The sequence below is a fragment of the Pararhizobium gei genome (genome assembly GCF_029223885.1).
Lineage (GTDB): Bacteria > Pseudomonadota > Alphaproteobacteria > Rhizobiales > Rhizobiaceae > Pararhizobium > Pararhizobium gei.
Genome location: NZ_CP119409.1, coordinates 2959682 through 2985043 on the forward strand (window position 1 = coordinate 2959682; position 25362 = coordinate 2985043).

26 protein-coding genes, 1 tRNA gene and 2 pseudogenes are annotated in these 25362 nt (G+C 60.2%); 7 read left to right on the forward strand and 22 right to left on the reverse strand.

Annotated features, from left to right (window positions below; all coding sequences use genetic code 11):
- Positions 1–18: 18 nt before the first annotated feature.
- From PY308_RS14375 to PY308_RS14395, 4 genes are all read right to left on the reverse strand, one after another.
- Positions 19–261 carry a DUF2934 domain-containing protein gene (locus tag PY308_RS14375; RefSeq protein WP_275783730.1) on the reverse strand — a complete coding sequence of 81 codons (243 nt, stop codon included), beginning with the start codon at positions 259–261 and terminating at the stop codon, positions 19–21.
- 605 nt (positions 262–866) lie between these two features.
- Positions 867–1262: a nuclear transport factor 2 family protein gene (locus PY308_RS14385; protein WP_275783732.1), complete on the reverse strand. Its 396-nt coding sequence runs from the start codon at positions 1260–1262 to the stop codon at positions 867–869.
- Positions 1263–1551: 289 nt separating this feature from the next.
- Entirely contained in the window at positions 1552–2787 is a 1236-nt protein-coding gene (locus tag PY308_RS14390; protein WP_275791140.1) for a glucoamylase family protein, read from the reverse strand.
- A gap of 254 nt (positions 2788–3041) precedes the next feature.
- Positions 3042–3392 (reverse strand): nuclear transport factor 2 family protein, encoded by a 351-nt coding sequence (locus PY308_RS14395; RefSeq protein WP_275783735.1) that lies wholly within the window; start codon positions 3390–3392, stop codon positions 3042–3044.
- A gap of 151 nt (positions 3393–3543) precedes the next feature.
- Here PY308_RS14395 and PY308_RS14400 point away from each other — a divergent pair, with 151 nt between their 5' ends.
- A complete protein-coding gene (locus PY308_RS14400) occupies positions 3544–4461 on the forward strand; it encodes an AraC family transcriptional regulator (RefSeq protein WP_275783736.1) in 918 nt (305 codons plus the stop codon).
- A 33-nt stretch (positions 4462–4494) separates the two neighbouring features.
- Here PY308_RS14400 and PY308_RS14405 read toward each other — a convergent pair whose 3' ends face one another.
- From PY308_RS14405 to PY308_RS14435, 7 genes are all read right to left on the reverse strand, one after another.
- Positions 4495–5091 (reverse strand): NADPH-dependent FMN reductase, encoded by a 597-nt coding sequence (locus tag PY308_RS14405; RefSeq protein WP_275783738.1) that lies wholly within the window; start codon positions 5089–5091, stop codon positions 4495–4497.
- A gap of 88 nt (positions 5092–5179) precedes the next feature.
- Positions 5180–5596 (reverse strand): nuclear transport factor 2 family protein, encoded by a 417-nt coding sequence (locus tag PY308_RS14410; protein ID WP_275783741.1) that lies wholly within the window; start codon positions 5594–5596, stop codon positions 5180–5182.
- Between the two features lie 45 nt (positions 5597–5641).
- Positions 5642–6067, reverse strand: coding sequence for an ester cyclase (locus tag PY308_RS14415; RefSeq protein WP_275783744.1), 426 nt, complete (start codon positions 6065–6067; stop codon positions 5642–5644).
- Between the two features lie 76 nt (positions 6068–6143).
- Complete coding sequence (locus tag PY308_RS14420) at positions 6144–6764, reverse strand: NADPH-dependent F420 reductase (RefSeq protein ID WP_275783747.1); 621 nt, start codon at positions 6762–6764, stop codon at positions 6144–6146.
- Between the two features lie 49 nt (positions 6765–6813).
- Positions 6814–7755, reverse strand: coding sequence for an SDR family oxidoreductase (locus PY308_RS14425; protein ID WP_275783749.1), 942 nt, complete (start codon positions 7753–7755; stop codon positions 6814–6816).
- A 49-nt stretch (positions 7756–7804) separates the two neighbouring features.
- Positions 7805–8443 carry an NADPH-dependent F420 reductase gene (locus tag PY308_RS14430; RefSeq protein ID WP_275783750.1) on the reverse strand — a complete coding sequence of 213 codons (639 nt, stop codon included), beginning with the start codon at positions 8441–8443 and terminating at the stop codon, positions 7805–7807.
- Positions 8444–8814: 371 nt separating this feature from the next.
- Positions 8815–9723 carry a LysR family transcriptional regulator gene (locus tag PY308_RS14435; protein WP_275783751.1) on the reverse strand — a complete coding sequence of 303 codons (909 nt, stop codon included), beginning with the start codon at positions 9721–9723 and terminating at the stop codon, positions 8815–8817.
- Positions 9724–9849: 126 nt separating this feature from the next.
- On the opposite strand from PY308_RS14435, the gene PY308_RS14440 reads away from it, so the two are divergent.
- Positions 9850–10419 carry a TetR/AcrR family transcriptional regulator gene (locus tag PY308_RS14440; protein WP_275783752.1) on the forward strand — a complete coding sequence of 190 codons (570 nt, stop codon included), beginning with the start codon at positions 9850–9852 and terminating at the stop codon, positions 10417–10419.
- A gap of 63 nt (positions 10420–10482) precedes the next feature.
- Here PY308_RS14440 and PY308_RS14445 read toward each other — a convergent pair.
- Positions 10483–10689, reverse strand: a pseudogene (locus tag PY308_RS14445) (ATP-binding protein); the annotation flags it as partial.
- Between PY308_RS14445 and PY308_RS14450 the strand changes: the two are divergent.
- Positions 10679–11640, forward strand: a pseudogene (locus PY308_RS14450) (IS701 family transposase); the annotation flags it as partial. The pseudogenes PY308_RS14445 and PY308_RS14450 sit on opposite strands and share 11 nt — an antisense overlap.
- Before the next feature lie 128 nt (positions 11641–11768).
- Here PY308_RS14450 and PY308_RS14455 read toward each other — a convergent pair.
- Positions 11769–11844, reverse strand: a tRNA-Ile gene (locus PY308_RS14455).
- Between the two features lie 150 nt (positions 11845–11994).
- On the opposite strand from PY308_RS14455, the gene PY308_RS14460 reads away from it, so the two are divergent.
- Positions 11995–12738 carry an SIMPL domain-containing protein gene (locus PY308_RS14460; protein WP_275783754.1) on the forward strand — a complete coding sequence of 248 codons (744 nt, stop codon included), beginning with the start codon at positions 11995–11997 and terminating at the stop codon, positions 12736–12738.
- Between the two features lie 236 nt (positions 12739–12974).
- Here the strand turns inward: PY308_RS14460 and PY308_RS14465 are convergent, their stop codons facing one another.
- The 7 genes from PY308_RS14465 to rpoD form a co-directional block, all read right to left on the reverse strand.
- Positions 12975–13361 carry a hypothetical protein gene (locus PY308_RS14465; RefSeq protein WP_275783757.1) on the reverse strand — a complete coding sequence of 129 codons (387 nt, stop codon included), beginning with the start codon at positions 13359–13361 and terminating at the stop codon, positions 12975–12977.
- A 140-nt stretch (positions 13362–13501) separates the two neighbouring features.
- On the reverse strand, positions 13502–13906 hold the full coding sequence (locus PY308_RS14470; protein WP_275783759.1) for a ketosteroid isomerase-related protein: 405 nt from the start codon (positions 13904–13906) through the stop codon (positions 13502–13504).
- Between the two features lie 105 nt (positions 13907–14011).
- On the reverse strand, positions 14012–14434 hold the full coding sequence (locus tag PY308_RS14475) for a secondary thiamine-phosphate synthase enzyme YjbQ (protein ID WP_275783762.1): 423 nt from the start codon (positions 14432–14434) through the stop codon (positions 14012–14014).
- Between the two features lie 55 nt (positions 14435–14489).
- Positions 14490–14843, reverse strand: a complete 354-nt coding sequence (locus tag PY308_RS14480) for a DUF1428 domain-containing protein (RefSeq protein ID WP_275783764.1) — start codon at positions 14841–14843, stop codon at positions 14490–14492.
- Positions 14844–14920: 77 nt separating this feature from the next.
- The gene (locus PY308_RS14485) at positions 14921–16270 is read right to left on the reverse strand and encodes a cytochrome P450 (protein ID WP_275791141.1); all 1350 of its coding nucleotides are present in this window, start codon (positions 16268–16270) and stop codon (positions 14921–14923) included.
- Positions 16271–16378: 108 nt separating this feature from the next.
- Complete coding sequence (locus tag PY308_RS14490) at positions 16379–17428, reverse strand: DUF930 domain-containing protein (RefSeq protein ID WP_275783766.1); 1050 nt, start codon at positions 17426–17428, stop codon at positions 16379–16381.
- Between the two features lie 291 nt (positions 17429–17719).
- Entirely contained in the window at positions 17720–19768 is a 2049-nt protein-coding gene (gene rpoD, locus PY308_RS14495; RefSeq protein ID WP_275783768.1) for an RNA polymerase sigma factor RpoD, read from the reverse strand.
- 629 nt (positions 19769–20397) lie between these two features.
- Here rpoD and PY308_RS14500 point away from each other — a divergent pair.
- Together PY308_RS14500 and PY308_RS14505 are read left to right on the forward strand one after the other, a co-directional pair.
- Entirely contained in the window at positions 20398–20805 is a 408-nt protein-coding gene (locus tag PY308_RS14500; RefSeq protein WP_275783771.1) for a lysozyme inhibitor LprI family protein, read from the forward strand.
- 96 nt (positions 20806–20901) lie between these two features.
- Positions 20902–21672, forward strand: a complete 771-nt coding sequence (locus PY308_RS14505) for an SDR family oxidoreductase (protein WP_275783772.1) — start codon at positions 20902–20904, stop codon at positions 21670–21672.
- A gap of 11 nt (positions 21673–21683) precedes the next feature.
- On the opposite strand, the gene PY308_RS14510 is transcribed toward PY308_RS14505, so the two are convergent.
- Together PY308_RS14510 and recQ are read right to left on the reverse strand one after the other, a co-directional pair.
- Positions 21684–22085 (reverse strand): OsmC family protein, encoded by a 402-nt coding sequence (locus PY308_RS14510; protein ID WP_275783775.1) that lies wholly within the window; start codon positions 22083–22085, stop codon positions 21684–21686.
- A gap of 77 nt (positions 22086–22162) precedes the next feature.
- Complete coding sequence (recQ, locus tag PY308_RS14515; RefSeq protein WP_275783777.1) at positions 22163–24019, reverse strand: DNA helicase RecQ; 1857 nt, start codon at positions 24017–24019, stop codon at positions 22163–22165.
- A gap of 215 nt (positions 24020–24234) precedes the next feature.
- On the opposite strand from recQ, the gene PY308_RS14520 reads away from it, so the two are divergent.
- The gene (locus tag PY308_RS14520) at positions 24235–25359 is read left to right on the forward strand and encodes an acyltransferase family protein (protein ID WP_275783780.1); all 1125 of its coding nucleotides are present in this window, start codon (positions 24235–24237) and stop codon (positions 25357–25359) included.
- Positions 25360–25362 lie beyond the last annotated feature (3 nt).

Consider the following 25362-nt stretch of genomic DNA (forward strand, 5'->3'; position numbering starts at 1 on the left):
TCCCTCCCTGTTGCTGGCCTAGTCCGGGCTAACCGTGGATGGCGGCCTGATATCGGCGGGGGTTTCGGTTTCGCCTTCGTCCTTTGCAAACGGGTCGTCGGCTTCCTGATTGACCTTGGTCACGTCTTCCGATTCCTGTTCGGTGAGTTCGTGCTGGTCTTCGGCGCGCCTCCAGTGATCATCGTGAGCGCCTTCAGGCCGACCCTCGTCTTCCCAGATTTTGTAGGCACGTTCGCGTTGCTGCTGTTCTCTGTCGTCCATGTCCATCTCCTCACACTGATCGTAGATAACTCCGACGCTGGAGACTCGTTCCAGCGGGGTTGTCGGTCATTATTTTAGGATTTCATGACGTGATTGTCGGATGGCCAAGGCACCATCTGACAAGCGCCGTTCGATCGGTCTCGATATCTCGAATGATCCGCTTCGGGGACAGAAGCGCCGTGCGCGCGATCCCGCCTAGCCACAGCTGTGCCCCTCGACCCGATGCCCTCCCGGATCGAGCCATGCCTCGCCCTCCTTGAAAGCAAGTCACCGGAAGGCCCCGAATGGGCCTACGAGATCAAATGGGATGGCCTGCCGTGTCGCGGTCCACGCGGAACTCGGCGGCAAGGTCGACGGCCACAACATCTCGATGCTCTCCCTCGAACAAAGACGCATTCTCGATCCCCTGCTCGAACACCTTCGAACTCGGCCAGGACCGCAAGACTGGAAAGTCGAAGGCCGAGAACGTTTCCGCGCTATAGGACAATCAAAGCCGGCTGATCTTTTTGGTGGACCGGGCGGCCTTTGGTCTTTGTCAGCTGGTATTTTCGGCGCGTTCCGGTGTCACTGCCCGTCCTCGTTGGCGGGTTCGACATCGCTTGGGGTCAATCCCCGCTGACCTGTTCGCCATTACCTCGGGCGACCAGCTTTCGGGGATCAAAATACGCTCGGAAAGCAGTGATCTTGCCGTCCGCGCTCTCGATGACGCTCACGCCTCCGTAGCGAACCGCCGCACCGTCTATCACGCCTTCGCTCCTCCACTCGAGTGCGGCAACATCTTCGTTCTCGAGGACGTTGACGAACTCCGACTCGATATCCTGGAAAGCTTCGATGTAGGATTTCCAGAACCGCCTTGGGCCGTCAGCCTCGCTGGCATCGTGTTTCACGAGCGGGTTTGAGAGTTCCGCGTCGTCGGAGAACAGGCTTGCAATCACATCGACGTTGCCCGAATCCTCGAGGCGGTGAAGGGCATCGATGAAAGCTTCGGTGAGTTGCGTCATACGTTTTCCTTCCGATCAATCGGGCCTTGAACCTTCTCGATGCAGGATTGTTCCGGTTCGAGGCAAATGGTGAAGCAGGCAGTGGACAACAACGCGACTGAATATCGGACGACACCCGACGGCAGATGATCGTGGTGCACGGGGCAGCTTTGGCGCAAAAACAATTCCGACCTGAGCAAGGAGCGCCAAACTGCGCTGGTGAGCGACTCATGCCCGCCGTCGCGCGGTAGGACGCCACATGGAAACCCGCCCTTAGTGTCACGGCACGTGGCGCGACGGGGTCCACTGATCAAACGCCTTCCAGCCAACCGCCGGTAAAGCCGGCCCGACGGAGCCCGTTGATGATGTAGGGAGAACGCGACACGATCTTCCAGAGGAGGTCGGATCGGTGGTTTTCGATCATCAGGGCGATTGGTCCCTGATTGATGCCGATATGCTCTGGTGCGACCCAACCTCGTTCCGACCCGTCGTCGCAGAGTGTCGGGTTGAAACTCGCCGTGAATCCGTACGGATGATCGTCGCGCAGTCCGATCTTGTGGAAGTGACGAAGCGCCGGCATCACGATCTCGGGCGCAAACGGCAGGGACGCGGCCGTTGCCCACGGCGACAGCGTGCCGTCGTCCGGTCCACTCGGCGCACCGCGCGCGATGTAGCCGTGAAATTCTCGGTCTTTGCCATTGATCGTTCGGCGCAACGGACCCGGGCCATCGCTCGCCGTGACCCCCCAACTGTTCTCATGATAACCGCTAAAACCTTGCGGGTTTTCGCAGGCATAGCGGCGCTGGGCATATGTTGCGCGGCGGCTGTTCTCGAAATAATCGATACCGACTTCACGCATCGGCGTGTCCTGGATGCCTCGGAAATCGATCCAGATATGCGACATCTGGTGAATGAAGAGCGGTCCGGCATGAAAATGCTCTTCACCACCCACGTCAGCCCAATCGTAGCCGCTGGAGCGGGCTTGGGGACAGGTGTCCTGTGGGATCGGGTGGGTCGGCGAGCCCAGCGCCAGAACGTACATGATCAGGCTTTCGTCAAACCCGGTCCATCGATGTGGAAGAAAACCTTGGCCCGGCATCCATCCGTGGGTGAGCGTCGCCTCTCCGTTCAGTGCCCAGGCCCAGTCGACACGGTGATAGAGCCGGTCGGCATAGTCGCGGATCAAATCCTCGGTCTCGTTGTCCTCCTGGTAATATGCCCTCGCGGTGACGACACCCGCCATGAGCAGCGCGGTATCGATTGTCGAAAGCTCGCAATCCCACACCCGGCGACCCGTTTCGATATCAAGAAAGTGGTAGAAGAAGCCCTTATATCCCGCGGCATCAGGCTCACCTCCCTGAGGCAAGTCGTAGAGAAACCGAAGGACCTTGAGCGTATAGTCCGCTGCTTGCTCGCGTGTCACCACTGAGCGAGCGACACCTACCGGAAGAGCGCTTAGGCCCATACCGGTTGCAGCTATAGAGGCTGGGGCGCCGTGTCGATTTCGGTCGCGAACGAGACCGTTTTCTGAATTGACGACCTCCATGAAGTACTGGAAGGAAGCATCCTGAAGGTCGGCCAGCAAGGCTTCGTCCGACCACTCACAGCGCTTGTCCGGTTCAGCATGATCATTGCGCAATATCTTGGCACCTATCGTGGGAGCTCAGTCTAAAACCTGATTTAGGACTGCAACCCTTGTTCGGCGAGGCCTCAAAATAGTAAATTGGGCGGCGGACGTCGAACCGGTTCTTGTAGAATGTGCCACACGGCGGTCTTGGGACGCGCCTCCATCACAGGTTTCTAAAAGAAACCCGCCATATACGCAAAGCGGCCATCAATACCGGGGCGAACGAAATTGTAGCCGGTCGCCACCTTGGTCCCATCCGGCTTGTGCATGGCCCATATGGCCAGAAGCTCGCCATGGTGGACGAAGACCTTTTCGGTGCTGAAATAGGTTCCCGGCATGGTCCTTTGAAAGTTCTGAATGTGCGCGATGAGGCCAGTGCGGTACTCGCCTTGGCCGCCCGGGTTCGTAAACACCATATCGTCGGAGACGCTCTGCTCAAGCAGGCGCTCACGCTCGTCGTCGGTGATGTCGCCGTAGGCGGCAAGATATGAGTTCCAGTTCCGCTCAAGCGTTTGATTGTCCATGATCGATTCCCTCTGAAGCTGTTGTCGGTAACGCAGGCTGTCGGTCCAAGCTGGATTGACGCCCAGTGAGGTATCAGATTAGGTGGCTCATCTCACACGGTCGATAATCTGAAACCCAAATTACGTTATCAATCGTCCAATTATGGATATCATGCTTGATCTCATCCGCCTGCTTCGCCCCCGCGCGACCTTGTTCGGTGCGGGCTTCGACGCGTTCGGCGAGTGGGGTCTTTCTTTTCGCAAACGAGACGACCTTCTTTTCTGCCGGATCGAGCGCGGCGAATGCCAGCTGGTCCGACCTGGCTACGCTACGCGGCATATCAAAAAGGGGGACTTCGTTCTCATCCGAACTTCGACGCCCTTCACGCTTACCTCGAACGGTTCGGTAGAACCCGTGGACAGCGAAACGGCAGTGTCGGTTTCCAAACGGAACAAGCTTCGCCTCGGCTCGGGCGAAGGCCGCCCCGTTACCCTTCATGCCGGAAAATTCGTCGTCGAGACGGCCAACGAAGCCCTGTTAACCGGCCTGCTGCCGCAACTGATTCACATCGCCGCTGACGGTCCCTCGCTGGGCCGCATACGATCTCTTCTGGCCATGAACGAGATGGAGGCCCGCGAACCTGGGCCCGCGAGCGAATTCATCATCCTTCGGCTTGTGGAACTGATCCTGGTCGAAATCATGCGTTCGCACCACTTGCAGGAAAGCAGAGAAAACAAGGGACTGCTGGCCGGACTGTCGGATAAGATAACCGAGCGTGCCCTCGCAGCCATGCACCGGGACGTCGCGCGCAATTGGACTGTCGCCGATCTGGCGGAATTAAGCGGTGTCTCCCGATCAAAGTTTGCGACGCGGTTCAGAAAGGTCGTCGGGACCGGTCCGATCGAATATCTCCTGCAATGGCGGATGGCGCTGGCGAAAAACGAACTACAGGCGGGCATCAAAAGTGTCAGCGAAATCGCCTTTGCCATAGGGTTTCAGTCTTCAAGCGCGTTCAGCTCGGCTTTTACGCGGGAAGTCGGATGCCCACCTTCACAATTGAGACATCCAAATAGAGTCGGGCCCACCTGACCGAAGTCATGCTCCTGATCCCCTGTTGTGTCCCTATGGCGCTTCGGCGGACCTCGCCTTCATGGTCGCGTGGGCCCACCAGACGAGTTCATCAAGGGCCGCTTTCGTGGAGCCGAGCAGACTTTCCTCGATATCCTCAATGGGCTTGTCTGCACCCATCGGCGAGGTTGACTTGAAGTCGGCGCCGCCGATGTGGACTGCGCCTGCGGTCGAGACCATCTGGAGCGCAACCGCGATAAGGCGTAGCTGCTCGACCGCCCGCGACCCTCCAGTCCCGCCGTAAGCGATGGCGGTAAACGGCTTGCGGTTCCACTCCTTGTAGGCCTGGTCGAGCGCGTTCTTCAGCACGCCCGTGATCGAGTGGTTGTATTCGGCCACCACGAAGATGAATCCGTCATACCGTGTGAGCGTTTCCTGCCAGCGCAGGGCCTCGGGGTTTTCGCTGGGCACCGAGATAAGCGGTCCCTTCCCGTCGAAGAACGGCATCGGATGGTCGCGCAGGTCGAGAAGCTCAACCTCGATGTCGTCACGCGCCTGTGCCTGCTTCAATATCCAGCCGGCGGCCTTGTCGGCGTACCGGCCGGGCCGGGTCGAGCCAATTACGATGGCGATGCGGGGTGTGTTGGTCATGATAACCTCATCTTTTGATTTCGGATGCCGCTGTTCAGGTTATTAGCCGCCTGGAAGAGCGGTCTGGCTTGGTTTGCGGATCGGCAGCCTAAGACCTGTGTCCGGCATCTTCCTTCGAGGCCTGCGCCAGCGCCTGTGTGTCGACATACTCCCGGATGTTCGTCACTTTGCCGTCTCGGATTGTGATGGCGAAGACCCAGTCGTCCTTCCAAGCTTTGTTGGTGGCTTTGATCTTTCCCTCGGCGAAGCCGACCACCAGAACCCGGTCGCCCTGCGCCACATATTCGTGAAACTCCATGGTGGTCGTTTCCATGTCTTCGGAAGCTCTCTGAAGCAAATCCGCCAATCCACCATGCCCGCGATGCGTGCCCGCCAGGGGCCAGTCCTTGCCCGGGATGATCCACTCGATATCGTCGGCTGTCAGCGCCAGCAGGCGCTCTCTGTCGCTGTCGCCCATCGCGGCAAAAAAGTCCTTCACGGTCTGGACGTTCTGTTCGATGCCCATCTGTATGTCTCCTCTCTGATGTCAGGGTCGAGTTGTGTCGGTGATTCAGCCGCCGCTTACGCCGAGTTGTTGCAGCATGACGGACACGGCGTTGTAGCAATGAAAGGAGGCCACCTTTCCGTTCTCGAGGTGGAAGACATCGCAACTCGGGACATCGATCGACTTGCCCGTGGGAGCCAGGGGGCCGGACGGAAGCGCCAGCGCGCCTTCATGCGTTCCCCGTGTCGCGAGCTCGACAACGACGACGTTCTCTACGACGTAGATGCTGAGAAGCTCGCGGTGGACGTCAGGAAATGCACGTGCGAAGTCGGCGATAGACTTGCCAATGGCCGGTCCCCGAAAATCCGTGCCGGAAGGAATATCGCGCATGTATCCGTCGTCGGAGAACATCGACACGAACTTCTCGGTATCCGTTCCTCGCCCCTCGGCTGCGGCATAGAATTCTCTGATTATGTTTTCTTGGCTTTGCATGATCGTTCCTTTTCTGATCGGTCCCCTCCGTCATGCCTCAACCTGGGCGGCCAGACGGCGGGGACGTGTCGGAGGTTCAGCCGATATCGACGTTCATGGCGAAGTCCCAGGTACCGGCACCGTTTTTGGCGAGGCCGATCATCATCAGGCCAAGCGCTTCAAGCGTCTGCGCCATCTGAAGACCGCCGACGTCGAGGGGGCGTAGCCCAAGACTTTCAAGGAACGTCGAAACCCGTGCCTTGGCCTCTACATCGTCGGCGGCGATGAACGCGTCGAGACGCCCACCCTTGGCAAGGACGTGGCCGAAGATGGTGTTGAACGCCTTCACGACATGTGCGCCGTCGGCAGCGGCCTTGGCGATCTCCTGCGCGCCGGAACTTCCCGCGGGGGTGACGAGGCTCGTCGCATCCGGGGAAACCGGATTTGAGATATCGATGATCACCTTGCCGTGGAGCGCTTTTCCAAAGTCGGCGACAACTGCCGCCGCACTTTTGTATGGCACCGCGAGGATGACGATGTCGCCTGCGGGCGCCGCGCCGTACGTCCCTGTGATCGCTCCGGATGCGAGCTTCTGGGCGAGTGCCTGCGCCTTGGCAGGGTCACGGCTGACGACCTCGACGACGTGTCCGGCTTTGGCGATACGGCCGGCGATGTTGGTCGCCATGCCGCCCGAGCCGATGATGCTGATAGTACTCATGTCAATTCTCCTAAAAGGTTGAGGGCCGATAGAGCCGTCTCTAAGCGGGTCAGGCGGCCGGGAAGTAGTGGCCGTTGTCCAGGTCATCGAGCAGACTGGGCTGGGCCGGTTCCCAGCCAAGGGTCTGGCGCGTGATGGCGTTGGATGCCGGGAGATCGAGCGTCACGAGGTTCGCGAGGAACCCGAAGTATCCCGGCAGCATCAGGACATCGGCAGGGATGCGCACGGCCGGAAGACCGAGGCGCTTGCCAATGCCCTCGGCGATATCGCGGAACCGGACGCCTTCGCTCTCGATCCCGTGCCAGGCTTTACCAGCCGTACCCTTCTCAAGCGCCAGACGGAACAGGGAGGCAAGGTCCTGGGCGTGCACGGCCTGCCACAGGTTCTGGCCGTCTCCGGGGTAGCCGATGACGCCCTTCTCCTTGGCCAGCCCGATCAGCAGCGGAACAAAGCCGGCACTATCGGTCGCGCTGTGCATGACGGGAGGTATCCGCACGACCGAAGACCGTATGCCCTGCTCCGCAAGGCCGATCACCGTGGTTTCCACGTTGTTGCGAACCCTCAGCGTCCCCTTGTATGCGTCGCCCCCGGGAAGGGCCGGGTCGGTCTCGGTGGCTGGCCTGCCCAGGTTTTCCCAGCCGGGTGAGCCGATGCTTCCCGATACGACCAGTGGCTTGCCGGTGCCAGCGAGCGCTTCGCCGTAAGCGAGCATGATCTCGACTTCCGCTGCGGCGACGGCGTCGAGCCCGCCCGAGGGAAGCAAATCCTGTCTATGGGCGACATGGATAACGCCGTCCGCTTCTCTCGATGCCACCTTGAGGCCTTCGAGATCGGAAATGTCCCCGCGCCGCACCTTGGCGCCGAGCGCGGACACCGTTGCGGCTGCCGTGTCCGATCGGGCCAGAGCGGTCACGTCGTGGCCGGCGGCGATGAGATCGGAGATGATATACGGCCCGGAGTGGCCGGTACCGCCAGTGACAAAAACGTGCATGGTATTGTTCCTTGTAAGTGGTGTGATGCGTGTAGTGATATCGGCGAACTCAGCCGTGTAGGCTGACACCGATCGAGAAGTTGCCGTGCTTGACCGAGTGGGTCATGAGGCCCAGCCAAAGCATGCAGGCGTGCTCCAGCGTCCGTGCCATGGACAGATTTCCGGTATCCATTGGCCGTAGCCCGAGGCTCTCGACGAACGTCGCAACGCGTGTCTTCGCTTGCGCGTCGTCCCCAGCGATAAATACGTCCAAGGGGCGGCCCACGACGGCTGGGCCGGCTGCCAGCACGCTTGCGTTCTGAGTATTGAACGCCTTGACGACGGAAGCATCCGCTGGCGCCACCTTGGCGATTTCTCGGGCGCCGAAACTGTCTTCAGGGGTCAGGAAGCCCGAGAGGTCAGATTTGATCGGGTTGGTGATATCGACGAGAATCTTGCCTGCCAGCTTTTCGCCGTACTGCCCGACCGCGTCGAGAACGGCTGAGTACGGGACCGCCAGGATGACGATATCCCCGGCCGGGGTACCGCCAAACGACCCTGTCGTCGCTCCGGTTCCGATCCGATCAACCAGCACCTGAGCCTTTGCAGTGTCGCGGCTGATGACCTCCACGGTATGCCCTGCCCTGGTGGCGAGGCGACCGATCGCCGCGGCCATACCGCCAGCGCCGATGATACTGATCGTTCCCATTCGTAATCTCCTTACGAGTCGGTAGCGTCCGAATTCCTTCGAACGTTTCCGCCACATCTTTTGAAAGACTGATCCAGGCTCTATCAAAAGACAACTGGACCACTGATCCGAATATGTGGATCGCCGATCCATTTGTCAAGGAGGCAATCGTCAGAAACGTGGTTTGACGAAAGAGGTTCTCCCACATGCGAGCAAGGACGGCAGTCTCCGCATTCCGGGCGGCGTGCTGACGCACCACTGCCTCAGCAACTAGAACTGTGCGGACGGAAGGAAATGTCGCAGAATTCGACAAGGGTTGTGCGCTAGCGCACCGTCTCTTGTCCGGACGAACCAGAGCGTCGGGGCCATCGCTTTGTGGTGGCGTAGCGCAGCTATCTTGCTTCGGGGGACGTGGCGGAGCTTCCCGCCAATAGCGCTGCATACGCTGTAAGTCTGCCTGAGATGAACTCGATAAACAGTCTCATACGTTTCGTATTGCGCATCTCGCCGTGCGTGAGAATCCAGATAGGGCCGATCGGATAAAGGCCCGTGCCAGGCACCCTCACGAGCAAGGGATCGGCATCTCCGATAAAACAGGCCAGCTTTGCCATCCCCACCCCCTTGCGCACCGCGACGATCTGGGTCTCCGCATCGGTGGTCTTGAAGCTTGTTTCCGACATCGGAACGTCGATCTCGCCGCGATGACAATCAGGCACTCCGTGGGTGTTTTTAACAACCAGTCGAAGCGTACCCTGCTCGCCAGCGTTTCGCCTGGCGAGCAGGGTACGCGCCATGTAGACCCCGCCGCACAACTCGGGACCTTTCAGTCCATGCAGATTTTGCGGCAGGTTCTTGCGGTCGGCGACGACACGGATCGCCACGTCGGCCTCACGGTTGGTCAGATTTGCCTTCGCCTCTCCGGTCATCACTTCCAACTCGACCTCGGGGTGTCGTTCGGCGTATTCCGCGAGGTCCGGCATCAGAAGGTATGTCGCGATCGTGGGAGGCATCGTCACGCGCAACGGGCCGCGCTCGCCTTGGTCGCGGCCTGAGACGCAGTTCTCCAGCGATGTCGAGGATGCCTCCATCTGTTCGGCAAAATGAAGAACCTCGTCTCCCGCGCTGGTGAGGCGATAGCCCGACGGGAGTTTCTCGAACAGGCGGACGCCAAGCCGTTCCTCGAAAAGGGATATGCGCCGAAGGATCGTAGAGTGATTGACATCGAGCCGACTGGCGGCCGCTCGGACGGAACCCTGCCGAACGATGGCAAGAAAATAACGAACGTCATCCCAGGCAATCATAGGTGGGAACACTCTTCTCGCGTTGCGGGGGTGGGTATATTCAACGAATGAGTACCGCATCTTGTGGATCACCGATCCAGATGCTATTTAATGCGGACCAGTGATCCGTTTGTCAAGAGGTGCCATATGCGGGCCGACGCGAGAAAAAACTACAGCCACATTCTTTCGGTCGCCCGCGAAGTCGTCGCCGAGCATGGTATCGACGCATCCATGCGCGACATTGCCCGCAAATCAGAGGTGGGATTGGCAACGCTTCTTCGGCACTTTCCGACACGCGAGGCTCTGTTCGAAGCCCTGCTCTGTACGAACCTGGATGCGCTGACGCAAAAGGCGGTGGAACTCGAGACGTCGAATCCGCCTGCGAAAGCGCTCGAATCCTGGGTTGGCGATTGGGTAGCCTTCGCCCAGACCTACAAAGGCGTCGTGTCCATGATGGCCGCCGCCCACACAAACCCTGCCTCCGCTCTGTATGCATCCTGTGCCGCCGTGCATTCGACGAGCGCGCGACTACTGGCCAGTGCGCAGGAAGAAGGTACAGCGCGCGCGGATATGAACGGGGATGACCTGTTCGCCCTTATGACAGCACTTGGCTGGGCGGTCGACCAGCCCTCGTTCGCTCCAAGGGCGGATCATCTGGTTCGCCTCATTACGAGCACGATCCTGACGAGGCAGTCTGGCAACGACGTCTACAAATAGGCGGTCCGCGACGCCGTTCTGTGACGTTTCCCTGTTCTCTTGGCCGACATGGCAAAGAAACCCTCCGATACCACCCGGGCCGAGAGCGATGGTGTTGTTGCGGCGCTCGATCCATTTACAGCGCGCCAGTTCCAGCACCTGCCTCTTGTTGAGCTTGGGGATGGCTGCGAAGTCGAAGCTGTCGAGGCTTTTGACGACAGGGAATTTGGCCGCCTTGATACGGCGTTCGACCTTGCGGCGATCCCGCTCGATCATCTCCCTCTCGGTAACGCTTGCGCGCGACGAGGTTCCCGTTCCGGTTGGTTTGCGTCTGTTCCTGCCTGAGAGCTGGACCGGTGATCGGATGGCCAAGGCTGGGATTCCGCAAGCCATGCAGACATCCCGCACGAAGCCGGAGATCGCCTCACGAGATCGACCGATTGATCGCGGCTGGCATCCGGTCCGGTACAGTGCTGGCTGACGCAGGCTACGGCCTGTCAGCGGCCTGCCGCCAGGGACTGAGTGGACGTAGCCTCATATGGGCGGTTGGCATTCCCAGGCATCCGAAGGTCTATCCTCATGATGTTGAATTGATCTTTCCCGTCTCCGGTCATGGGGCGCGCCCGCGCCAGCATCCGATTTCCAATACCCTTTCGGTTGCCGCCGAAACGATGTTGGCTCCTGCAAATTGGAAAAAGATCAGTTGGCGGCGCGGCACGAAAGGCCGCCTGACGGCACGCTTTGCCGCATTGCGCATCCGGATCGCCCGACGGCACACCGCAACGCATTCTCGACAAGGGACAGCAGCACATGCCGGGCGAGGAAGCCTGGCTGGTAGGCGAGTGGCGATCACGACGAGCGAAAATACGACCTGTCCAATTTACCGGCAAACGCCACATTGACAATACTGGCAGCCGCCATCAAAGCGCGATGGGTCTGCGAGCAGGCGCATCAGCAGATGAAAGAGGAGCCTGGTCTCGATCACTTCGAAGGCCGATCGTGGCAAGGGCTACATCGGCAAGCGTTGATGACGATGATCGCCTACGCTTTCCCCCAGCACCAGAGATTGCAGACAGCAAAGCGGGAAAAAAAGACGCGAAAAGTACGCAAGGGGCCGCCTGAGCCCACCTTGCCTGCCATCCGTCAAGCCGTAATCACCGCACTCGCAATATCCATAACGGGAATCCGATGCCCCCACTGCAAGGACTAATTCGAAACGCAGAATCAGTTCTGCCAAAGTAGTGTTAGGCCTCCTCGCTTGCCCAAAAACTGCGAAGTCCTCGCCCACAGAGAATTGAATCCTGACTTATGCAACGACCAGTCCGGACTTGTGTGAGGACAGTCCGAGTGGTTGTGGCGATGGACAGAAATGGTGGGCCCGGAGGGACTCGAACCCCCAACCAAGCGGTTATGAGCCGCCGGCTCTAACCATTGAGCTACAGGCCCTTCTCCGGCGTGTCCGGCCCCGCCGACCAATGGCAGAGGGCGGGTGGGACTGGCTCTAGCGGAAAATGGGTTTTCCCACAAGACGTTGCCGCAATCCCTACACAATCAATGCCCAAGAAAGAGCGTAAGACATATCGGAGAGAAGCACCCATGACGTCATTCACTTTCGCCCGCCGGGTTCCGGCCACTTTTCTGGCTGCCGCGCTTGCCGCTACGGCCGCAGCGCCCGTTTTTGCGCAGGACAGAAGCCCGCGCGAGCCGATCATTGCTGTCTCCGGCGAGGGCCGTTCCGCCGTGGCGCCCGATATGGCGATCCTTTCCTTCAGCGTCGTCAAGGATGCCAAGACCGCCCGCGAGGCGCTCGATGCCAACAACAAGGCGATGGCGGATGTTTTGAATGCGCTGAAGGGATCGGGCCTTGCCGAGCGTGATCTGCAGACCTCCGGCTTTGCCGTCAACCCGCAATACCAGTATCCGGACAACAGCGACGGCGGCAACCGTCCGCCGGTGCTGATCGGCTACCAGGTCGCCAATTCCTTGACGATCAAAGTGCGCGATCTGGCAAAGCTTGGTGAAATCGTCGATCAAGCCGTAACGCTTGGCGTCAACCAGGGCGGGTCGATCCAGTTTTCCAACGACAAGCCGGAAGCGACGATCACCGAAGCGCGCAAGGCCGCGGTGAAAGATGCCATGGACAAGGCCGCGATCCTGTCCGAGGCGGCAGGTGTCAAGCTCGGCCGGGTTCTGGAAATTTCCGAAAACGCGGCACGCCCCGAGCCCTTGCCGATGATGCGCAGCATGGCCAAGGAATATGCCGCCGATGCCGTGCCGGTCGCGTCCGGAGAAAACAGCTATACCGTGACGGTCAACGTTACCTTCGCGATCAATCCTTGAGAATAACCAGCCGATTGCCCGTGCAGCCCTCCGCGATACAAACCCCGCTCCAGCGGGGTTAATTTTGCGCCATTGCATCGTCTGCAGAAAAAGCAAAAAATCCCTCGCCGCAGAACAGCGAGGGGCCAGGCACTTTCCGCGGGGCTGAGGGAAGACGAGCGGAAAGGCTATAGGCGAAGCGTTTGCCTGCGACGACCGAATTCGGCGATCGTCGCCGGCAGGATCAGACCGCGCGGCTAACGGCCGATGACCGGGCAGCCGCGAACATTGGCGAACACGATGTTGCGGTAATCGCCATGACGGCGGCCTTCAACCACGACGCGGCGCGGCGAGACATCGACCACGCGGGCGCGGCGCAGACCGTAATCACGCGCCTTGTCCTCCGCGAGACCGGGGGCGCAGCGGCCGCGGCGTCCATGACCCCAGCCAGGACGCTGGTCGCGATCGCGGTTCCAGTCGCGTTCGTCCCGGTGACGGTCCCGGTCGCGATACTGAACGTCCAAGACGCCATCTGAATAGAGGCCGAAGCGGATCGTATCCGCGGCAGCCGGGGCGACTGTAGCTCCGAAGGCCGTCAGGCTTATAAGGCCGGCCAGCGCCAGTTTTGCGAAAATCTGTCTCATATTGATCTCCCGTTATGTGAACTTTGCATCCGCCCTTGCAGTCTTCGAGGGCATTGAGGAGACATTAGTTTTCTGCGGCTGAACGGAATCGGAATCTGCCGTTCATCGGTGGTTCACGCGAACGGATCAGCAGGCGGGCTTTAACGGGATAGAGCCGCGTCGAAGACCCGAATATTGCGGTAATGGCTGAGACGCGTGACGGCACCATTGTCGAATTCGAATACGAAGACGCTCGGGATCGAATAGGATTGGCCACTGGCCGGCGGGAAACCGGCCATGGTCTCGCGGTAGTGACCGCGGGCGGTGACATCGACGGCCACGCGCTGCCCGAACGCGTCGTGCATCAGCACCATATCGCTGAAGCTCTCATCGAAATGGCGAAAATAGTCCATAACCGCCATGCGGAGTGGCTCGGCGCCGATGGTCCGCTGGCCGGTCAATGAATCAAGCGCCACATCCTCGTCCAGAAACCGCGCCAGCGCCTCGAAATTCCGTTCGTTCAGTGCTTCCATAAAATGACTGGCAATGGTTTGTGCATCGGTCATGTTTTCCCCCACGGTCGGGACGGCGATAGCCATCGGCGGTCGATAATATAAGGGCGTCGGTCGTGTTCCGGAAGACGTGCCGCGACTCATCCGGCCTGATCTGCCTTATCCGGAAACATGCAAGACGATCTCCCGACGGTGCGGCCGGTCGCGATGCTCGAACAGATAAAGCCCCTGCCAGGTACCCAGCATCATCCGTCCACCGGCCACCGGGATACCGATCGAGACCTGAGTCAGCGCCGCCTTGATATGGGCCGGCATGTCGTCCGCACCTTCGTCCGTGTGAACAACCCAGCGCATGGACGGATCGGTTGAAGGCGGCACGAGACGCTTGAAGAACTGGTCGAGATCGCGCCGGACATCGGGATCGGCATTTTCCTGAATGACCAGGGAACAGGAGGTATGGCGTACGAAAACGGCGAGCAGCCCCTCCCCGGCTCCGGCCGTGCGCAGAAAGGCATCGGCTTCGCCGGTAAATTCATAGAGGCCGGCCCCGCGCGTGGACAGCGTCAAAATGGTTTGTGGCATGGTCCTCCCGCCCCTTCGTCTTCGTTCGAAGGTGATCCGCCGCTATGTCGACAGTTCACATCTCAAGGAAGCTTTGGAAGCCGCCATAGATCATCCGCTTGCCGTCGAAGGGCATAGTCCACCGGTCCGGAGCAAGACGGGGGTCGGCCATCACTTTTGCATTGATCGCGTCGCGCTCCTCTCGGGAAGGATAGGTAATCCACGAGAAGATCACCACTTCATCCTCCTTCGCCATCACAGCGCGGGGAAAGGACGTCAGCTCGCCGTAGGGCACGTCGTCCCCCACACATTCCACATAGGACAGCGCGCCATATTCCTTCCAGACCTCCCCGGCGGCGCGCGCCATCGCCTGATAGGCCGCCATATTGTCCTTCGGAACGGCGACGATAAATCCATCGACATAAGGCATCTTAATTTCCTCCTCCTTGAGCATCGGGAACAAGATGGGCCAGAGCAGCGGATAGTCAACCTCTGCAACCGGCGCGGTTACCCCTTCCCACCCCGCACATCGACGTTCATCATCAGGTTGGGCTTTGGCCTGAGCGTCACCTTCATGACCGGCGCCGGCGGCTCAGCATCGCGGTTTGCGAGCTTGAACGCGCGAAGAAGGACCGCCAGTACCGCGACGGCCTCCATGAGCGCGAAGGCATTGCCGATGCAGACACGGGGGCCGGCACCGAAGGGCATATAGGCATAGCGGTGCCGCGCCCTGGCCGCATCCGGGGCGAAGCGTTCCGGATCGAAAAGCTCCGGCTCTGTCCAGAGCGATGCATGGCGATGGACGGCATAAATCGGAACATAGAGAACGCTTCCCGCCGGGATCGTATAGGTGCCCAGCCGAAAATCCCGCATCGCGGTGCGGGTTATGATGGGTGCCGGCGGATAAAGCCGCATGGCCTCGGAAAAGACCTGCCGGGTATAGACGAGCTGGCCGATATGGGCGGCGCGGAGCGGTTCGCCTGAGGTCACCGCGTCGATTTCGGCGAGGACTTTGGCCTCCTCTTCCGGATGGCGGGCCAGCAGGTGGAAGGTCCAGGCGAGCCCGAGCGCCGTTGTTTCATGTCCTGCGGTGATGAACGTCAGGAGATTGTCGATGATCTCCTCGTCGCTCATCATGCGACCGCTCTCCGGATCGGCGGCGGTCAGCAGCATGTTGACCAGATCGTTCGTGGCGACGGGGTTGCGTCGCCGTGCGTCGATCACAGCGGCAAGGCTCGATCGCAGAAACAGAACAGATGCGCGTGCCTTGCGCCGGCCGGGATAGGGCATCCATTCCGGTACGCCGAGAACACTGAGTGCAAAAGTCCAGCCGCTGGGCTTGAGATAGTCGGTAATGCTCCGTTCGACCTGGGCGACGTCGATCCCGTGGCCACCGGACATCATGGTTTCGACGATGATATCGAATGTCATGCGCATCATCTCGTGGCCGATATCGAGAACCCCGCCGCCCCGGCTCAGCCACCGGTCGCGCGTCCGCCCGGCGGTTTCAATCATGCCCGGCAGGAGTTCCACCAGCTTGTCATGGCGAAAAGCGCCGGCCACGGACTGGCGCTGCCATTTCCAGTGATCGCCGTCCGCCGTCAGAAGGCCCTGCCCCAGAGCCGGACCCAGCGCGCGCCGGACATCCTCGCCCTTTCCCAGGACGTCCGCATTCTTGACGAGCGCCTCATGGATCAGCACGGGATCGGCAAGATAGATCCTGAGCTGGTTTGAAATCCTGGTGAAGACCACCGGCTCCGTAAAAATAGACGGCGGCAGGGCTTCCAGCGGGTTCCTGATCAAGGAAAGCACAACCCGCGGCGTCGAATGCCGGGTAATCGGGAAATCTCGCGGCATAGACTGATCGTCTGCAACATTGTTCAATTGGCGGCTCCTTGCTCTGCAACGGACATTCTTCCTGCGCCGAAGCGCGCCATTCGCTGAACAATGGTCCAGGCAGCCCGGTCAATCACGCGGAAAATTTCGCGCTTGCCATTCATTTGGGGGCACGGCGCCACCGATGGAATAGCTGAAGGCGGATATACCGTCTGCGGCTTGCGTGACGGTGCAGCGGAAATCAATGTCGTACCATCCGTTCGCGCTTCGAAAGGCGCCGCGGGTCGCCGTCAGGCTATTCCCGGAAAAAGGCGATCCCTGCTTCTGCGGGTCGAAGAACAGACCCATCGGCGGCGTTTCGGGCCGATCGCGGCGGATCTGTTCCAGAGCCTCGACCATGCACATCTGCACGATACGGCGTTCACGCGACAGTTTGCCCAGCGCCTGGCGCACCCGCGGGTCCGAGAGCGCATCGGCAGAGTAGAGCTTCCTCGCCGGCTTGAGGTCTGCAAGCGGCTGTCGCGAGCCGCCGCCTGTCACCGAAGCATCCCGCACGATCTCGGCCTGCACCTGCGGACGCGGTTGCGGTATCACGGTTTCGGGTTTGGTCTCAGCTTCCGGTGCGGTCTTTTCGATTGCTTGCGGCTCACTGATGCTCTCGCGCGTGGTTGCGGCTTCCGGCAAGGCGAGGTCCGGCAGCTTGGCTGAAACTGCGGTGTCTGCGGGTTTCGCTTCTGACGCAGGCTTGAGCTGGTCTGCCGTACCGGGTTTTACCTGCTCGGTTTTTGACGGTTCAGAGCCTTTCAGGTCCAACGCGGAGGACTGACCGGAAGCCGGTTCCTTGTCCCCCTCTTTCGAAGCGGATTCCAGCGCCAGCGGTTGGCGTTCATCCGGCGGCTTCTGGTTCGCCGACTTCGTTGTCGCAGGCTCGTTCGCGGTCTTTTCCTTTTGCACATCGGCGGGCTTGCGAGCCGCCTGCTGCGGTTCGCTATTGGCGGGCTTCGTCTTCGCTGCCTTTTCCGGAGGTTGCTCCTGCTTCTTCTCAGGCTCCTTCTTCACCGGCTCGGGAACCATCTCTACCTTGACGGTCTCCTCCTTCTCGGGCTCCGGCGGGCTGGGGGGCAGGCGAAAGAGAAAGAGGCCGGCAAGCGCTGCATGCAGCACGACGGAGGCAAGCACGCCCGCTCCAAAACCTCCACGTCGTTTTTCGCGATCCTGCTGCATGGTCCGGAAAATAGAGCCTGATACTGACCTGAGAATGGCCTGAGAGAAATGATCAGCCGGTCGATGCCGGAACGAAATTTTCTGACGCAATGCTACCCGCGTGCAGCTTTCGCCAAACATATAGGAAGACTGCGCCGACCTTCAAAGAGAGGCAACAATTCGCAACGGAAAGACATCAGCCGTCAGCAATAAAAAACCCGGCCAGTGCTCTCGCTGACCGGGTTTTCATTCGCCAACTTTTTTAACTCAGCTGTCGAGGAACGACCGCAGCTTGCGGCTCCGGCTCGGGTGCTTGAGCTTTCGCAGCGCCTTCGCTTCGATCTGGCGAATACGTTCGCGGGTAACCGAGAACTGCTGGCCGACTTCTTCCAGCGTGTGGTCGGTGTTCATGCCGATGCCGAAGCGCATGCGCAGAACGCGTTCTTCACGCGGGGTGAGCGAGGCGAGAACGCGGGTCGTGGTTTCGCGCAGGTTCGCCTGGATGGCGGCGTCGATCGGCAGAAGCGCGTTCTTGTCCTCGATGAAATCGCCGAGGTGGCTGTCTTCCTCGTCGCCCACGGGGGTTTCGAGCGAAATCGGCTCCTTGGCGATCTTCAGGACCTTGCGGACCTTTTCGAGCGGCATCGCGAGCTTTTCGGCCAGCTCCTCCGGGGTCGGCTCGCGGCCGATTTCGTGCAGCATCTGGCGCGATGTGCGGACGATCTTGTTGATCGTTTCGATCATGTGCACCGGAATGCGGATCGTGCGGGCCTGGTCGGCGATCGAGCGGGTGATCGCCTGCCGAATCCACCAGGTCGCATAGGTCGAGAACTTGTAGCCGCGGCGGTACTCGAACTTATCGACCGCCTTCATCAGGCCGATATTGCCTTCCTGGATGAGGTCGAGGAACTGCAGGCCGCGATTGGTGTATTTCTTGGCGATGGAGATGACGAGACGCAGGTTCGCCTCAACCATTTCCTTCTTGGCGATGCGCGCTTCGCGTTCGCCCTTCTGAACCATGGAAACGATGCGGCGGAATTCGGCGATGGAGATGCCGGTTTCCGTTGCCAAGCTCTGGATCTCACCGCGAATGTTGCGGATCATCGTGCCTTCGTTCTTGGCAAATTCCTTCCAGCCCTTCGCGGCCAGATTGGCAATCGACTTCATCCAGTTCGGATCGAGCTCTGCGCCGGAATATTGTTCGAGGAAACTATCGCGCTTGACGCCATAGCTTTCGGCCAAACGCAGCAGACGGCCCTCGTTCTGCATCAGACGCTTGGAAATGTCGTAGAGCTGCTCGACTAGACTATCGACGCGATTCTGGTTCAGCGACAGAGACTTGACGGCCGTGATAAGCTCGTCCTTCAGCTCCTTGTAGCGGCGCTCCTGTGCGGGAGACAGCGTGCCGGTTGCCTGAAGCCGGGCTTCGACCTGCTGATCCTGGAGCTTGCGCAGCTTCTTGTACGTCTCGGCAATCGTGTCGAGGGTTTCCATGACCTGCGGACGCAGTTCTGCTTCCATCGCGGCAAGCGAAAGATTGGACTCGTCGTCGTCCTCTTCCTCTTCCTCGGCAGGCTGGCCCTCGCCACCGACATTGGTAACATCGTCGTCATTGCGCGGACGACGGTTCTTTTCCTTTTCCTCGGCGGCCTTGCGGTCCGCCTCGATCTTTTCAGGCGACTGGAACTGCGGCGCGGCTTTGGCTTCCGGGCCGGAATAGGTGGTTTCGAGATCGATGATCTCGCGAAGCAGCGTATTGCCCTCGTTAAGCTCGTCGCGCCATATGATGATGGCCTGAAAGGTCAACGGGCTCTCGCAGAGACCGGCGATCATTGTCTCGCGGCCAGCCTCGATGCGCTTGGCGATTGCAATTTCGCCCTCTCGCGACAAAAGCTCGACCGAGCCCATTTCACGCAGGTACATGCGCACCGGATCGTCGGTGCGATCGGTCGGCTCTTTTTTCTTGGCAGTAGCGACGGCAGTACCGCTGGAGGGCGCAAGCTCGCCGCCTTCGCTCTCTCCTTCGGTGTCATTGTCCTCTTCCTCGGCCGCAGGACCGCCCTCGTCGGCTTCTTCATCCTCGACGACGTTGATGCCCATCTCGCTGAGCATGGCCATGATGTCCTCGATCCGGTCGGGATCGACCTGGTCCGACGGCAGGACTTCATTGAGTTCGTCCATAGTGACATAGCCGCGCTTCTTGGCGGCCTTGATCATCTTCTTGACGGCGTCATCCGAGAGATCGAGAAGCGGGCCATCAGGTGCGCCTTCGCGTTCGCCTTCTGCTTCTTCGTTCTCTTTGACCTTGGTTGCCATGTACTCGTCGCTTTCCTTGGACAGCATTCGCCGCATGAGCGGTGCAAACTTTTTCGAGGCTCGGGCGCATCAGTTGCACCCGCCGCGAATCATTACCCCTGACGTAACGGGATGACGTTTAATTCCGCATTAACCACGCCGTTCACAACGTGGTCAGAGCCGGAATGCTGCAACAGCATAGCCGGTCCGGCATCACTTCAATGATGATCGCGTCAGTCGAACCCATTTCACCTACTTTATTGGAAATGGTGATTCCCACAATTTCTGGTCCCGTCAAGCATTTCCGGTCGAAAACCATTGAAAAGGGCAAAAAAAGCCCATCAAAGTCTTCACGTCCCGGATTCAGGGCTTATGCCCGAAATGTAGGAACTGTTCGCTGAAAGGCAAGGGTTCGCCGGATTTTCACAAAATGGGAACATTCGAAAAATGGGAGCCGTTTTGTTCCTGTGACCGAAGATAATCACCGCCGTCCGGAAATCAAGCGACAGAGCGGCATAAACCCGGCCCGCGCCGACAAGCGCGCGTCGGGAGGTGGGTGAGTATTGTGCTAAGGTATTTGCCGTTGCGATTGCAGCCAGCAAGCAGGTAGATTGCGGTGTTGGCTGAAAAAGGGAGATCAAGGAGATTTCATGAAAGGCATGCTTTTCCATGCTCTGATGCTCGCCTTGGCAACAGGCCCAGTGCAAGCCGCTGACGATTGTGCCAATGCGTCGGATCAGACGACGATGACTATGTGTGCCGGCGACGCGTTGAAAAAATCCGACAGGCTGTTGAACGATCTCTACAAGCAAATTGAAGCCCGGCTGAAGGACGATGCCGACACGAAAAAGCGTCTGGTCGGCGCGCAAAAAGCCTGGCTGGGCTTTCGCGATGCCGAATGCGCCTTCTCGTCTTCCGCAGTGGATCAAGGCACAGTCTACCCGATGATCTACGCCATGTGCCTCGATGGTCTGACGCAATTGCGCGTGAAGGATTTGCAGACCTATCTGGCCTGCGAGGAAGGCGACCTCAGTTGCCCGGTTCCGGGAGCAGACTGAACGCCTTCAGACCTGCACCAATCCAAAAGACAGTCGCCGCCCCCACCGCAGGGGTATCTGACGAACATTGAAATGCTTCAACAGGACAAACGGACCATGAGCATAGTCGACAGGTTTTCCCTCAAGGGCCGGGTGGCGCTTGTCACCGGCGGCGGCCGCGGTCTTGGGCTGGAAATCGCCAAGGCGCTTGCCGAGGCAGGTGCTCATGTCGTCATAACCGGCCGGACGGCGACGGCGCTCGAAGAGGCCGTGGCCAGGATTGCAGCAACCGGCGGAAGCGCCGAAGCAGCCGCCTTTGACATTGCGGACGCGCAAGCGCAGCGCGCGGTTCTCGCCGATATCGACCAGCGCCATGGCCGGCTCGATATCCTCGTCAACAATGTCGGCGCCCGCGACCGTCGGCCGCTCGCCGATTTCGACGATGCCGCCGTTCTCGCCCTCATCCAGACGGACCTCATCGCCTCCCTCACCCTGTCGCGCGACGCCGCCGTGATCATGAAGCGCAACGGGCACGGGCGGCTGATCTCCATCACCTCGATCAACGGACAGGTGGCAATGCCGGGTGACGGCATCTACCCTGCGGCAAAGCAAGGCCTGACCGGCCTGATGCGCTCCATGGCGGTGGAGTACGGCCCTTTCGGCATTACCAGCAATGCCATCGCGCCGGGCTGGTTCGCCACCGAAACCAATGCGGTGATGGCCGCCAACGAAGACCTCATGCCCTTCGTGCGCCAGCGCATTCCGGCTCAGCGCTGGGGGCGACCGGACGAAATCGCCGGTGCGGCCCTGTTTCTGGCGAGCGATGCCGCCTCCTTCGTCAACGGGCACGTGCTGACGGTGGATGGCGGGATGACGGTCAGGATGTAAAACGTATCCCTTCAGGCGTTGATTGTGACCGGCACGCCGCGACGGAGCGAATTGGAGACCATACAGGTGGCCTTTGCCCGCGTGATCAGCGCCTGCGGGTCCGAGCCATCGAGCATTTCGCAGGAGACCGCCATAGTAGCGGCCGTCGCCAGCAACGGCTCGCCGTCCAGATCCAGGGTGACGGAAACGGCAATATTGCCGATCTCGACATGCATCAGCGCGGCGGTGTAACGCAGGTCGTTGCAAAAGCAGCCGCCCAGCGCAAGTGCCAGAAGCTGGGCTCCGTTGAAGCCCAGCCCGAGGCCGCCGGCCTTCCCCGCCGGCCGGTCGATGACGACGGTGTGGCCGCCCGCCCAGCCTATCGCAGCCTGCGTATCATGGATATTGCGCAACTCCACCACAACCGATGCCATCTTCCCGCCTCCCGCGTTTTCACGCGTCAGCCTAGTGTTCACGGGTTTATTTTGCAATTGCACGCATCCAGCGCGCCTCACTCCGCGGCCCGGATAACCTTCAGAAACGCATCTCCGAAACGCTCGCGTTTCGACTGGCCGATACCCGGAATGGACAGAAGGTCGTCAATGCCAGCCGGACGCTCCTTGGAGAGGGCGATCAGCGTCGTATCCGGGAAAATGACATAGGGCGGGACACCCATCGCCTTGGCGAGCGATGCGCGAAGCGCCCGCAACTGCTGGAACAGATCCTGATCACGGTCCGAAAGCTCTGTCCGCGCCGCAGGCGAACCGCCTTTCGAATGACGTGGCAGCTTGCCCGAAGCAGGACGGTCCTTGCGGAAGCGCACCTCGCGTTCGCGCTTGAAGACGGCGCGCGCCTCCGGTTGCAGTTTCAACGCACCGAAGGCCTGATGATCGACGCTGACGAAGCCGGCAGCCAGCAACTGCCGGTAGACCGATTGCCAGGTTTTCGCCGGGATGTCCTTACCCGCCCCGAAAACCGGCATGTCCGCATGGCCGAAGCGTGTGGTCTTTTCGTTCTCGTTGCCGAGCAGCACATCAATCAGATGGCCGGTGCCGAAACGCTCGCCGGTGCGGTAGATCGCCGCCAGTGCCCTGATGGCGGCATCCGTTCCGTCCCAGGTTTCCACAGGCTTCAGGCAGGTGTCGCAATTGCCGCAAGCGCCGGAATGCGCCTCCCCGAAATGCGCCAGGATCGCCTGCCTGCGGCAGCCCGGCGTTTCGCAGATGCCGAGCAGCGCATTGAGCTTGGCGCGCTCCACCCGCTTGATATCGTCGGTGGAACCACCCTCGTCGATCATCCGGCCGCGCTGGATGACGTCGGCCATGCCATAGGCCATCCAGACATCGGAGGGCAGCCCGTCCCGCCCGGCGCGCCCGGTTTCCTGATAATAGGCTTCGACCGAGCCCGGCAGATCCAGATGGGCGACATAGCGGACATCCGGCTTGTCGATCCCCATGCCAAAGGCGACGGTCGCGACCAGGCAGAGATCTTCTTCTTTGAGGAAAGCATCCTGATTGGCGTCACGCACCGCACGATCCATGCCGGCGTGATAGGCAAGCGCGCGGATCCCCTGCCCGTTCAGCCATTCGGCAGTGTCCTCCACCTTGGCCCGCGACAGGCAATAGACGATGCCGCTTGATCCCTTGTGCCGTGACAGGAAGCGCAAAAGCTGCTGGCGCGGCTGGTCGCGCTCGACGATTTCGTAGGCGATGTTCGGCCGGTCAAAACTGGTGGTAAAGACTTCCGCGGATCGCAAGCCCAGCCTGTCGATGATGTCCTCGCGGGTATGCGGATCGGCCGTCGCCGTCAGCGCCATGCGCGGCACGCCGGGGTAGAGATCGCCGAGATGACCGAGTTCACGATATTCCGGGCGAAAATCATGACCCCATTGGGACACACAATGCGCTTCGTCGATGGCAAAAAGCGCGATCCGCGCATTGCCGATCGTCTCCTTGAAGGCCGGGGTCACGATGCGCTCGGGCGTGACATAGAGAAGGTCGAGTTCGCCACGGGCGATCGCCCGGCGGACATCGAGAAATTCGTCGCGCGTCAAGGACGAATTGAGCGCCGCTGCCCGTACCCCAACTTGCTTCAAGGCCTCGACCTGATCGCGCATTAGCGCAATCAGCGGCGAAACGACGATGCCGACGCCGTCCCTGCAAAGGGCGGGGATCTGGAAGCACAGCGACTTGCCGGCACCAGTCGGAAACAGCACCACGGCATCGCCGCCCGCCACGACCCGCTCCACCACGGCCGCCTGCTTGCCGCGAAAGGCGGAATAGCCGTAGACGGTCTTCAGGACGGAGAGCGGATTTTTGGCGCCTTCGGTTTCAAACAGGGGATCGACACGGTTGTGGGGCTGCGGCATGGAATCGCTTTCGTGGGGAAGCCTGGAGTATTGCACGGTCGAGGTGGAGGGCGCGAGACCCGAAATCGCGAGACTGCCAGGACAGGGTTTCCGATCCCGACATGCCGCCTCTCGAACATCATATAGAAACCGACGGGGAGAAGTCGTAACTTTCAACGGTTGACTCAGAATTGCTGCAGTGCACCAGTAGTCCGTCAGTACCGCAGCAACAACGAATGGTGGACCGGGTGCGCTACGTCAGGGAATTCGAGGCTCTTCGCGGCGTGCTGGCGATCTGGGTCGTTCTGGGGCATGTGGCAACGGCCAGCGCGCTGCGCGGACCGTTGATTGAAGCAAAACTCTATAATTTTCACGCCGTGACTGTTTTCATCCTCCTGAGCGGTTTTGCCATTGCCGCCTTGATCGACAAGAAACCTGAAACCTATCGTCTCTACATAACCCGGCGCGCCTTCAGGATATTTCCGGTCTATCTGTTTTATCTCGCACTCTCCGTTCTTCTCGCCAATTTTGCTCTGGAGACATGGGCGCATGCGCCTGACGGGGTGATGCAGGCCGCCCGGGTGACGATTGCCGCGGATACGATTGCCCACTGGCCATGGCATCTTGTCGCCCACATTCCCGCTTTGCATGGTCTCGTCCCGCCCGGCCTGCTTCCATCGACCGATTACGCTTTTCTCGGGCAGGCCTGGAGCATATCGCTGGAATGGCAATATTATCTGATCGCACCTTTCCTCATCGGCATCCTGACGACACGCATGACCGCGCTGCATCTCGTGCTGCTTTTGGCCGGCGCGGCAGTCGTTGCCCTTATCCTTCCAAAAATGCCGGAAAGTTTTATCGGCAGATGGATGCCCGATTTCACTCTCGGGATAGCGACATTCTACTTCATGAAATACAGGGAATTCCAATCTCATCCGCTGCGCGCGATCCCGATCGTGAAAATCTGGGCGCTGATCATCGCGGGGCTGCTCCTGCAACGGTCGGCGAGCATGCTGCCCTATCTCATCTGGGCGACCGTGATCATGCTGGTGATCAACGCCCGCGAGCAAAATAACGGTATCGCCACTGTCTTCAGCCGGGTTGCCAACGCAGGGCCGCTACAGTGGATCGGCGGCATGGCCTATTCGATCTATCTGTCCCACATGATCGTGCTCATTCTTGCGTTGCGCGCCGTGCAGGCGACCGGCATCAACGACCCATGGCCCCAGGCGGCGCTGCTCGTCGGCGCGACCCTGGCCGGGACATTGGCGATATCCAGATTGTCATATCTGTTCATCGAATTGCCATTTCACCAGTATGGACGCAGCATCGGTCGGCGCCCCGAGGTCGCCCCGGCTTAGATC

What these genes read in the sequence shown, in the direction of transcription:
- PY308_RS14375 (WP_275783730.1), bottom strand. Translation starts at nt 261, where the DNA reads ATGGACGACAGAGAACAGCAGCAACGCGAACGTGCCTACAAAATCTGG.
- PY308_RS14385 (WP_275783732.1), bottom strand. Translation starts at nt 1,262, where the DNA reads ATGACGCAACTCACCGAAGCTTTCATCGATGCCCTTCACCGCCTCGAG.
- PY308_RS14390 (WP_275791140.1), bottom strand. Translation starts at nt 2,787, where the DNA reads ATGGAGGTCGTCAATTCAGAAAACGGTCTCGTTCGCGACCGAAATCGA.
- PY308_RS14395 (WP_275783735.1), bottom strand. Translation starts at nt 3,392, where the DNA reads ATGGACAATCAAACGCTTGAGCGGAACTGGAACTCATATCTTGCCGCC.
- PY308_RS14400 (WP_275783736.1), top strand. Translation starts at nt 3,544, where the DNA reads ATGCTTGATCTCATCCGCCTGCTTCGCCCCCGCGCGACCTTGTTCGGT.
- PY308_RS14405 (WP_275783738.1), bottom strand. Translation starts at nt 5,091, where the DNA reads ATGACCAACACACCCCGCATCGCCATCGTAATTGGCTCGACCCGGCCC.
- PY308_RS14410 (WP_275783741.1), bottom strand. Translation starts at nt 5,596, where the DNA reads ATGGGCATCGAACAGAACGTCCAGACCGTGAAGGACTTTTTTGCCGCG.
- PY308_RS14415 (WP_275783744.1), bottom strand. Translation starts at nt 6,067, where the DNA reads ATGCAAAGCCAAGAAAACATAATCAGAGAATTCTATGCCGCAGCCGAG.
- PY308_RS14420 (WP_275783747.1), bottom strand. Translation starts at nt 6,764, where the DNA reads ATGAGTACTATCAGCATCATCGGCTCGGGCGGCATGGCGACCAACATC.
- PY308_RS14425 (WP_275783749.1), bottom strand. Translation starts at nt 7,755, where the DNA reads ATGCACGTTTTTGTCACTGGCGGTACCGGCCACTCCGGGCCGTATATC.
- PY308_RS14430 (WP_275783750.1), bottom strand. Translation starts at nt 8,443, where the DNA reads ATGGGAACGATCAGTATCATCGGCGCTGGCGGTATGGCCGCGGCGATC.
- PY308_RS14435 (WP_275783751.1), bottom strand. Translation starts at nt 9,723, where the DNA reads ATGATTGCCTGGGATGACGTTCGTTATTTTCTTGCCATCGTTCGGCAG.
- PY308_RS14440 (WP_275783752.1), top strand. Translation starts at nt 9,850, where the DNA reads ATGCGGGCCGACGCGAGAAAAAACTACAGCCACATTCTTTCGGTCGCC.
- PY308_RS14460 (WP_275783754.1), top strand. Translation starts at nt 11,995, where the DNA reads ATGACGTCATTCACTTTCGCCCGCCGGGTTCCGGCCACTTTTCTGGCT.
- PY308_RS14465 (WP_275783757.1), bottom strand. Translation starts at nt 13,361, where the DNA reads ATGAGACAGATTTTCGCAAAACTGGCGCTGGCCGGCCTTATAAGCCTG.
- PY308_RS14470 (WP_275783759.1), bottom strand. Translation starts at nt 13,906, where the DNA reads ATGACCGATGCACAAACCATTGCCAGTCATTTTATGGAAGCACTGAAC.
- PY308_RS14475 (WP_275783762.1), bottom strand. Translation starts at nt 14,434, where the DNA reads ATGCCACAAACCATTTTGACGCTGTCCACGCGCGGGGCCGGCCTCTAT.
- PY308_RS14480 (WP_275783764.1), bottom strand. Translation starts at nt 14,843, where the DNA reads ATGCCTTATGTCGATGGATTTATCGTCGCCGTTCCGAAGGACAATATG.
- PY308_RS14485 (WP_275791141.1), bottom strand. Translation starts at nt 16,270, where the DNA reads ATGCCGCGAGATTTCCCGATTACCCGGCATTCGACGCCGCGGGTTGTG.
- rpoD (WP_275783768.1), bottom strand. Translation starts at nt 19,768, where the DNA reads ATGGCAACCAAGGTCAAAGAGAACGAAGAAGCAGAAGGCGAACGCGAA.
- PY308_RS14500 (WP_275783771.1), top strand. Translation starts at nt 20,398, where the DNA reads ATGAAAGGCATGCTTTTCCATGCTCTGATGCTCGCCTTGGCAACAGGC.
- PY308_RS14505 (WP_275783772.1), top strand. Translation starts at nt 20,902, where the DNA reads ATGAGCATAGTCGACAGGTTTTCCCTCAAGGGCCGGGTGGCGCTTGTC.
- PY308_RS14510 (WP_275783775.1), bottom strand. Translation starts at nt 22,085, where the DNA reads ATGGCATCGGTTGTGGTGGAGTTGCGCAATATCCATGATACGCAGGCT.
- recQ (WP_275783777.1), bottom strand. Translation starts at nt 24,019, where the DNA reads ATGCCGCAGCCCCACAACCGTGTCGATCCCCTGTTTGAAACCGAAGGC.
- PY308_RS14520 (WP_275783780.1), top strand. Translation starts at nt 24,235, where the DNA reads ATGGTGGACCGGGTGCGCTACGTCAGGGAATTCGAGGCTCTTCGCGGC.